Origin of the sequence: uncultured Caballeronia sp. (assembly GCF_964243625.1) — a bacterium.
GTDB lineage: Bacteria > Pseudomonadota > Gammaproteobacteria > Burkholderiales > Burkholderiaceae > Caballeronia.
Window position 1 is genome coordinate 1 of record NZ_CAXTGZ010000253.1, and the last position, 8,224, is coordinate 8,224.

The 8,224-nt window shown below is 60.3% G+C and carries 6 protein-coding genes and 1 pseudogene; 3 read left to right on the plus strand and 4 right to left on the minus strand.

The features are described 5' to 3' along the window. The first annotated feature begins 200 nt into the window (after window positions 1-200). From ACFFAR_RS17640 to ACFFAR_RS17650, 3 genes are all read left to right on the plus strand, one after another. Entirely contained in the window at window positions 201-1,556 is a 1,356-nt protein-coding gene (locus ACFFAR_RS17640) for an Nramp family divalent metal transporter (protein ID WP_061999274.1), read from the plus strand. A gap of 303 nt (window positions 1,557-1,859) precedes the next feature. Beyond that, complete coding sequence (locus ACFFAR_RS17645) at window positions 1,860-3,152, plus strand: phospholipase A (protein WP_082778759.1); 1,293 nt, start codon at window positions 1,860-1,862, stop codon at window positions 3,150-3,152. Window positions 3,153-3,219: 67 nt separating this feature from the next. Beyond that, window positions 3,220-3,423, plus strand: coding sequence for a DUF1289 domain-containing protein (locus ACFFAR_RS17650; protein WP_174363883.1), 204 nt, complete (start codon window positions 3,220-3,222; stop codon window positions 3,421-3,423). 30 nt (window positions 3,424-3,453) lie between these two features. Here the strand turns inward: ACFFAR_RS17650 and ACFFAR_RS17655 are convergent, their stop codons facing one another. The 4 genes and pseudogenes from ACFFAR_RS17655 to ACFFAR_RS17670 form a co-directional block, all read right to left on the minus strand. Beyond that, entirely contained in the window at window positions 3,454-4,614 is a 1,161-nt protein-coding gene (locus tag ACFFAR_RS17655) for a nitronate monooxygenase (RefSeq protein WP_174363884.1), read from the minus strand. A gap of 251 nt (window positions 4,615-4,865) precedes the next feature. After that, window positions 4,866-6,458: an ABC-F family ATPase gene (locus ACFFAR_RS17660; RefSeq protein ID WP_174363885.1), complete on the minus strand. Its 1,593-nt coding sequence runs from the start codon at window positions 6,456-6,458 to the stop codon at window positions 4,866-4,868. A gap of 128 nt (window positions 6,459-6,586) precedes the next feature. Then, the gene (gene thrC, locus ACFFAR_RS17665; RefSeq protein WP_174365396.1) at window positions 6,587-8,032 is read right to left on the minus strand and encodes a threonine synthase; all 1,446 of its coding nucleotides are present in this window, start codon (window positions 8,030-8,032) and stop codon (window positions 6,587-6,589) included. Window positions 8,033-8,041: 9 nt separating this feature from the next. Next, window positions 8,042-8,224, minus strand: a pseudogene (locus tag ACFFAR_RS17670) (homoserine dehydrogenase); the annotation flags it as partial.

The following is an 8,224-nucleotide window of genomic DNA, read 5'->3' on the forward strand; positions in this document are numbered from 1 at the left end:
TAATGTCATCATTGGGGAGATTGCCGTGTTGTTATCGGATCGAAGGTTTTTGTCGTGCATTTGCCGCTGACTACACGGAGCGGAACGTTGGTTGCTGCGCAGCCGGAACCGACGCTTGCCGCGGCACTGCTCTTGCCGAACTCGCCATTTTTCCACCCGCTTCGTGAATTTCCGGTTATAGGAAACAGGCCTCAGACTGCATGAATACGAATTCGTCCGCTCTCGACCAGACTGGCTCTGCGGACAATCCGCCGTCCGACCTCGTTCCCGCCTCCGGCCTCAATCATCGCGGCGAACCGCCCGACGGCGCTCCCCGAGTACGCGGACGCTGGTTCTCCTTTATCGGCGCAGGCGCGCTGGTTGCGGTCGGTTACATGGACCCGGGGAACTGGGCCACCGCGCTTGGCAGCGGCGCAAAGTACGGCTACCAGTTGCTGAGCGTGGTGCTGGCAGCCAGCCTGATGGGTTTGCTGCTGCAATGGGTGGCATCGAAAGTCGGCGTGGTGACCGGACGTGATCTCGCCCAACTGTGCCGCGCCCGCTATAGCCGCCGCACCACGGTTTTCCTCTGGATCACTTGTGAGATCGCGATCATCGCGTGCGATGTCGCCGAAGTCGTCGGCAGCGCCGTGGCATTGCAACTGCTGCTGGGGGTATCGCTCACGGTTGGCGTGCTGATGTCCGCCGTGGGCACGTTCGCCATGCTCGCGCTGCAAAGCCGCGGCCAACGTCCGCTGCAGATCGTCATCACCACGCTGATCTTTTTCGTGGGTTTTTGTTTCGTGGTCGAACTCGCGCTCGCCAATCCCTCGTGGCGCGGCGCGCTCGCGGGCCTTGCGCCGCCCGCCGCGCTCTTGCGCGACGCCGGCATGGTCTGGCTCGCCGCCGGCATCCTGGGCGCGACCGTCATGCCGCACAACCTTTACCTGCACTCGGCGCTGGTAAAGGACCACGCGAAAAGCGGCGACGACGAAGCCATCTCCGACGCCATGAAAGGCGTGAACATCGATACGTTTGCATCGCTCAGCCTGGCTTTCACGGTGAATGCGTCGCTGCTGATCGTGGCCGCCGCTGTTTTTCACGCAAGCGGACACTACGACGTCAGCGATCTCGCCGATGCACACCGCCTGATTGCCCCGCTTGTCGGCAGCCAGTGGGCGAGCGCCATCTTCGCAGCGGCGCTGCTCGCCTGCGGGCTGAACGCGACCGTCACCGGCACGCTGGCGGGCCAGGCGGTGATGGAAGGTTTCCTGCAGTTGAAAATTGCACGCTGGGCTCGGGCGCTCCTGACCCGCACACTTGCAATAGGACCGGCGCTGCTTGCCGTCGGCGCGTTTGGCGAACACGGTTCCAATCAGTTGCTCGTTGCGAGTCAGGTGGTCTTGAGCCTGCAACTGCCGCTGGCCGTCATTCCCCTCGTACGTTTCGCTTCCGATGCCGGCCTCATGGGCCGCTGGCGCGTCAAACGCATCCCGCTGGCGCTGGCGTGGATGTGCGCCGGGATTATCGTCGTGTTGAACGTGGCTTTGCTGTGGCAATTAGTGACGGACGTCTGAGCGGCCGCGTTTGACGCAACGTTACTCCAGCGCTAACCGAGATCCCACCAGTCGATTCTTGCTGCCCGGGATCGCTTCTTGCTGTTGCTGCCCGTTTTGCACCGTATTTCGAGATAAACGTTCATCGCGTTTACAATTCGGCATTTCGAAGATTCGCTGGCTTGCAAGTCCCGGCGATGAGCGAAATCCGCGACGTTTTGCGGTTGTGAGCCGCGCTCAACAGACGGCAAGGAGAATGGGGTTATCGTCCTTTGCCGCATCGCCGCGCCCGATGCCAATCAACGCCACAAGGACGATCGATTCATGGCCCAAGGCCCACTGCAGCACATCAATCGTTTGCCACTGCGCGGTATTCCGCGTGCTTTTCGTCTTACCCCTTTTGCAGCGGCGCTTGGCTTGGGCTTTTGCTGGACCGCGACGGCCCATGCCACGGTCTCGGTGCTGCAACCGGTGCGGGAAGCAGCCGCTCAGCAGCCGCTCGAACTCACGCTGCTGTACAGCGATGACGACAAGAAGCCGCTCACCATCGACGTCCCCCGCAACCTCACGGTCACGCTGACCAACGGCGATCTGCCGCCGAAACCGCTGGCGCTCGATCGCGAAGCGAACGTGCCGGACAGACTCACGCTGCGCCCCGGCCAATACAGGAAGGTCAAGTACTCGGCCCCGTGGCCGGACACGGCGCGCGGCACGGTGAAAGTCGACCCGGTGGGTTTCGATTCATCGCCCATGCTGATCGTGCTCAACCGCGGCGACAAGCAAGCCCAGGTTGTCGCCGCGGAGACCGCCGAGACGCAGGCAAAGACGCCGCAGCAACTTGCGAGCGCGGAAGCGGCGGCCAATACATCGGCAGTCCCGACGCCCACGAGCGACCGCATGCTGAGCGGCCGTTTATCGACGTTCGAACCCATGTATTTCGCCGATGGCCAGAACGGCGACAACCTTGCCAAGTTCCAGTTCAGCTTCAAGTACCGCCTGATGCTGCCCGACGATCCCCGCTCACGCAGCTTCCTGGACAACCTGTACCTGGCGTACACGCAGACCTCGATCTGGGACTTGTCCGCAGAGTCCGCACCCTTTCGCGATACCAGCTACCAGCCGCAACTGTTCTACTACCTGCAGGACACGGGCTGGAAGAGTTCGCTCTGGTCGCGCATGGGCGTGACGGCGGGTATCGGCCATGAATCGAACGGCAAGAGCGGCGCCGATTCGCGCGCGATCAATATCGCGTTCGTCCGCCCGACGTGGGATTTCGGCGATGTCAACTCGAACCACCTGACCATATCGCCGAAGGTTTATTACTACATCACAAAGAGCGGCAACGAGGATATCCAGGACTATCGCGGGTACGTGGATTTGCTCGTGAAGTACGGCAGCCCGGAAAGCTGGCAACTCGCGGCGACCTTGCGCAAAGGGACGAAGGCGAAATACGGCAGCGTGGATGCCCAGTTCACGTACCCGCTTGCCAAGCTCATCAACAGCGCATGGGGCGGTTATCTGTGGGTGGGGTATTTCAACGGCTACGGCGAGGACATTCTCGACTACAACCAGCGGCAACACTGGATCGCCCGGATCGGATACAGCATTGCGCGGTAAAATCGGGTTCACTTTCCGCGCAGGCGCTGCCGTTTAACACGTGCAGCGCCCGCTTTACAGGCGTCTTATGGCATCGAATCTTCACGATTTACCCGACAGCCCGTGCATTGGCGTGTGCTCCACCCTCTTTGACGACGTTTGCAAGGGCTGCGGCCGGACCGCCTCGGAAGTATCCAACTGGGTATTCCTGAGCGACGACGAAAAGCGCGCGATCTGGGAGCGTATCAACCGCGACGGCTCGGCGATGCGTTTCACGCGCGACAAGGTCTAAGCCGCGCTATTGCGTTTGCTCCGGCGTCGTTCAGGCCGGCGCCGCCGCAGGACGAATGTCCGCAACCAGAAGGTCGAGCAATTCGCGCACGCTGCGAATCGCCGAACCGAACGGCAGCGCCTCCCGCCCGCGGAAAAACAATCCGGTCTGACGATCGCCGCGTAGTGCCGCGGACAACCGGGCATCGATGCAAAAGTGCCCGAACTTTTCGATGCCGTCGCGCCATCCGCACGCAGTCAGGCAGTTCAGGCCCGACTGACATTCTTGCGGCTTCGTGCCGATCTTCTCGCGAATCTTCGTTTCCTGACGCATGTATCGCAGGAGCCACGGCGTCTTCACGGCGCGCGCCGGCAAACCCGTCACGCTCACGAATTCAGCGATGTCTTCAGGTTTTGCATCGGCGAGAATGCGCTTGAATTCGGGATGCGCATCGCCTTCTTCGGTAACCGCGAACGCCGTTCCAAGCTGCACACCGGATGCGCCCGCTGCAAGCCAGTGACGTACCGCAGCATGACTGTCGATACCCCCCGCCACGATCAATGGGATCTGCGTTCGGCTGAGGCCGAGTGCATCGAACGTCAGCATGGTTTCTTCGATCACGCGCGCAAAATCGAAACGCTCGCTCGGAATATCCGCGACGCTTGCCACGCCAAGATGACCGCCGGCATGCGCCGGATGTTCGATCACGATGGCATCAGGCAGGCGGTTCTTCTTCATCCACTTCTTGAGCACCAGCGCGATGCCCCGGCTGTCCGAAAGAATGGGAATCAGCGCGATATCGACACCTTGCGTCATGTCCGGCAGATCGAGCGGCAGCCCCGCGCCCATCACGATGGCGTCCGCGCCGCTATCGCAGGCTGTCTGCACTGCCGCCGCATACGATGCGACTGCGCGCATCACGTTCACGGCAATCATGCCGCGACCTTCGCTGATCTCCTTCGCTGCGATGATTTCCCGGCGCAAGGCGGTCTGGTTCGCGGTCTCCAGTGTTTCCTGTGACGGTTCAATGCGGCACATTTCCATCAGATCAGGATGGTGGTGGCGCAAGTCGATGCTGGCGATCGTACCCATTGCGCCCTCCCTCGCCACCGAGCCGGCCAGCCGGTGCGCGGAAACGCCAACGCCCATGCCTCCCTGCACAACAGGAAGCAAGGTGCGGCCGCGGATGGTCAGGTGGGAAAGAGGCGTCATGTGGGGTTCAACTCCTGGGTCAAAAGTTTTCAGCTTGCAGGAGGTTAGACAGACCCATGTTGCGATTTATCAATCAAGTTCGACTGTGCTGCGTTTCGTTTTCGCGAACGTGTTTGCGATTGATTGTGTTGCAGTTGATTGTGTTGCGGTTGTGTTGCAGCTCTTGTCTGGCACGAACGCAGCCTTGAAAACGCAAAGGGCCCGCTTCTTTCGAAGCGGACCCCTTCGGATGCGGCTATTCGACTGTCGTGTTACTGAATGCCCTGACTCGCCAGAAGCTCTTCGTACGTGCCGCCGAAATCGCGAATCGTGCCGTCGTTCTTGACTTCGATTACACGATTCGCCAAGCCGTTCACGAACTCGCGGTCATGCGACACGAAGATCAATGTGCCTTCGTATTTCTCGAGCGCAATCTGCAGGGATTCGATAGATTCCATGTCCATGTGATTGGTCGGCTCGTCCATCAGCAAGACGTTCGGGCGGCCGAGCATCAGCTTGCCCCAGATCATGCGGCCTTTTTCACCGCCTGACAGCACCTTGACGGACTTCTTGATGTCGTCGGCGTTGAAAAGCAAACGCCCGAGCGTGCCGCGCACCATCTGGTCGTCGTCCCCGTCCTGACGATACTGATCGACCCAGTCGGTCAGCGTCTCGTCGTTCGGAAACTCTTCGTACGTGTCCTGCGGCATGTAGCCGATCAGCGCGTTTTCCGCCCACTTGACCGTACCGCCATCCAGTTCGATCGCACCCTTCAACGCGCGCAGCAGCGTGGTCTTGCCCGCACCGTTCTCGCCGATGATCGCGATCCGCTCACCCGGCTGCACGCTCAAATTGAGATGATTGAAGATGGTCCGGTCGTATTTCTTCGTGATGCCATCGGCCACGACCGCGATGTTGTGCAGCTTCTTCTCGAACTCGAAGCGAATGAACGGGTTCTGACGCGACGAAGGCTTGAACTCCTCGATCTTGATCTTCTCGATCTGCTTTGCGCGGCTCGTTGCCTGGCGCGCCTTCGACTTGTTCGCCGAAAAGCGGCGTACGAAATCCTGCAGATCGGCCACGCGATCCTTCGCCTTCTGGTTCGCGCTCGCCTGACGCTCGCGCGCCTGAGCCGACGCCAGCATGTAGTCGTCGTAGTTTCCCGGATACACCTTGAGCGTGCCGTAATCCATGTCCGCCATGTGCGTGCAGACCTGGTTCAGGAAGTGCCGGTCGTGGGAAATGATCACCATGGTCGAGTTGTACTGGTTCAGCACATCCTCGAGCCAGCGGATGGACGTGATGTCCAGGTTGTTGGTCGGTTCGTCGAGCAGCAGCACGTCCGGCTTCGAGAACAACGCTTGCGCGAGCAGCACGCGCAGCTTCCAGCCCGGCGCGACGTTGCTCATTGGTCCGGCATGGTCTTCGATTGCAATACCGATACCGAGCAGCAGTTCGCCCGCACGCGCTTCAGCGGTATAGCCGTCATATTCCGCAAACTTCGCTTCGAGTTCGGCGGCGTGCATGTAGTCGTCGTCGGTGGCGTCCGGATTCGCATAAATGGCGTCGCGCTCGGACATGGCATTCCACATTTCCGTGTGGCCCATCATGACGACGTCGATCACGCGCATGTTTTCATACGCGAACTGATCCTGGCGCAACTTGCCCAGGCGAACGTTCGGTTCGAGCATCACGTTGCCGGAGCTCGGTTCCAGGTCGCCACCCAGGATTTTCATGAACGTGGATTTGCCGCAGCCGTTTGCCCCAATGAGGCCGTAGCGATTTCCTTCCCCGAACTTGACCGAAATGTTCTCGAAGAGGGGCTTCGGCCCGAATTGCATGGTGATGTTGGCAGTAGACAGCACAGCGCGTCCTTTTGAATGGTGTACGGCGAAAAACCTGCAATTTTAGCAGTTTTTGCGACGATTTGCGGCGTTGCAGCGGAACGGGACGGCAAAGCGGCGCTGAAGGCCGCTCGCCGCCTGTGTCCTGCCTACACGCGCTCAGCGATATACGCCTTCACCACGCCTGCGTCAGCTTTGACGATATCGAACTTCTGTGGCAATTCTTCCATGCCAATAAAAGCTGCCGGACGTTCCGGTTCGCGCTGCAGGGCTTCGCGGATGGTTTCGCCGAACTTGATGGGCTGCGCTGTCTCCAGCACGATCATGGGGACACCCGGCTTCAAATGTTCGCGAGCCACTTTCAAGCCGTCTGCCGTGTGCGTGTCGATCATGGTGTCGTACCGGCTGAATGCGTCGCGGATGGTTTCCACCCGGTCCGCATGGCTGCTGCGCCCCGACACGAAACCGAATTCCTTCACGCGCCCGAAATCGCCGCTTGCCGCGAGGTCAAAACCGCCCTTTTCCTCAACGTCACGGAAAAGCTGCAGTACACGGGCCGGATCGCGGCCGAGCAGATCGAACACAAAACGCTCGAAATTCGACGCCTTCGAGATATCCATGCTCGGGCTCGTCGTGTGATACGTCTCGGCGGCCGTGCGCACGCGATAAATCCCGGTGCGGAAAAACTCGTCCAGCACGTCGTTTTCGTTCGTGGCGACAACGAGCTGTTCGATCGGCAAGCCCATCATCCGCGCAATATGTCCCGCGCAGACGTTGCCGAAATTACCCGACGGCACCGTGAACGACACCCGCTCGGCGTTCGATTTCGTCGCGGCGAAGTAGCCCTTGAAGTAATAGACCACCTGCGCAACCACGCGGGCCCAGTTGATCGAATTGACCGTACCGATCTTGTTGGCAGCCTTGAACGCGTGATCGTTCGATACAGCCTTGACGATGTCCTGGCAATCATCGAAGTTGCCGACGACCGCCAGATTGAAAATGTTCGGGTCCTGCAGCGAAAACATCTGCGCCGTCTGGAACGCGCTCATCTTCTGATGCGGCGAGAGCATGAACACGCGTACGCCCTGCTTGCCGCGCATGGCGTACTCGGCGGCGCTGCCTGTGTCGCCTGAAGTGGCGCCCAGGATGTTGAGCGTCTCACCGTGCTTCGCGAGCGTGTACTCGAACAGGTTGCCGAGCAACTGCATGGCCATGTCCTTGAACGCGAGCGTCGGTCCGTTCGACAATTCCAGCAGCGACACGGTCGTACCGTTCTCCACGCCAAGCGTCTTGATCGGCGTGATCTGCGACGCGCTTTCGTGATCGCGAACGTTGCTGTACGTCTGCGCGGTGTAGGTGCGGCGGGTGAGCGAACGAAGGTCTTCGTCAGGGATATCGTCGCTGAACTTGCGCAGGATTTCGTAAGCGAGATCCGCATAAGGCAGCGAGCGCCACGCGTCGAGTTCCTGCGCCGTGACGCGCGGGTACTCAGCGGGCAGATACAGGCCGCCATCCTTGGCGAGACCGCCGAGAAGGATATCGGAGAAAGTATGGCGCTCGCCTATGCCGGCGCCGCGGGTCGAGATGTAGTTCATTTCAGGGCCTTATTTCATTCCTTCCATGCGCAGTTTCGTCACCTTCGAAACCACCGTGGAGAGCGCTTCGATCTGCGTGATCGCTGCGTTGATTTCCTTTTCAACCGTTTCGTGCGTGAGCAGGATGATGTCGGTCTCGCCCTTGTCCTCGCCGTTGACGTGCTCGGATTCCTTCTGCAGCAAGGCATCGAT

Bases quoted from the DNA above. Each gene is read 5' to 3' on its own strand.
- ACFFAR_RS17640 (WP_061999274.1), top strand. From the start codon at position 201: ATGAATACGAATTCGTCCGCTCTCGACCAGACTGGCTCTGCGGACAAT.
- ACFFAR_RS17645 (WP_082778759.1), top strand. From the start codon at position 1,860: ATGGCCCAAGGCCCACTGCAGCACATCAATCGTTTGCCACTGCGCGGT.
- ACFFAR_RS17650 (WP_174363883.1), top strand. From the start codon at position 3,220: ATGGCATCGAATCTTCACGATTTACCCGACAGCCCGTGCATTGGCGTG.
- ACFFAR_RS17655 (WP_174363884.1), bottom strand. From the start codon at position 4,614: ATGACGCCTCTTTCCCACCTGACCATCCGCGGCCGCACCTTGCTTCCT.
- thrC (WP_174365396.1), bottom strand. From the start codon at position 8,032: ATGAACTACATCTCGACCCGCGGCGCCGGCATAGGCGAGCGCCATACT.